The organism is Sphingobacterium sp. B16(2022) (assembly GCF_012030425.1).
Taxonomy (GTDB): Bacteria; Bacteroidota; Bacteroidia; order Sphingobacteriales; family Sphingobacteriaceae; genus Sphingobacterium; species Sphingobacterium anhuiense.
Map to the genome: position 1 here is coordinate 1 of NZ_JAAUVN010000022.1, position 261 is coordinate 261.

Consider the following 261-nt stretch of genomic DNA (forward strand, 5'->3'; position numbering starts at 1 on the left):
TGTGCCCATCCCTGAAAATGGACGGTCCAGAGAGATAGAATGATAAGCTAGTCCCGTAGCTCAGTTGGTTAGAGCACTACACTGATAATGTAGGGGTCAGCAGTTCAAATCTGCTCGGGACTACCATAAATAATACGGGGAATTAGCTCAGCTGGCTAGAGCACCTGCCTTGCACGCAGGGGGTCATCGGTTCGACTCCGATATTCTCCACACGTATGCCCGGACACTAAGATATTGTGTTCACGATAAGGCTACAAAGAG

The 261-nt window shown here is 49.0% G+C and carries 2 tRNA genes; both read left to right on the top strand.

Features of this window, described 5'->3' with window-relative positions:
• Positions 1 to 49: 49 nt before the first annotated feature.
• Positions 50 to 126 (top strand) — tRNA-Ile (locus HCX49_RS25275).
• A 10-nt stretch (positions 127 to 136) separates the two neighbouring features.
• Positions 137 to 210 (top strand) — tRNA-Ala (locus HCX49_RS25280).
• Positions 211 to 261: the final 51 nt, after the last annotated feature.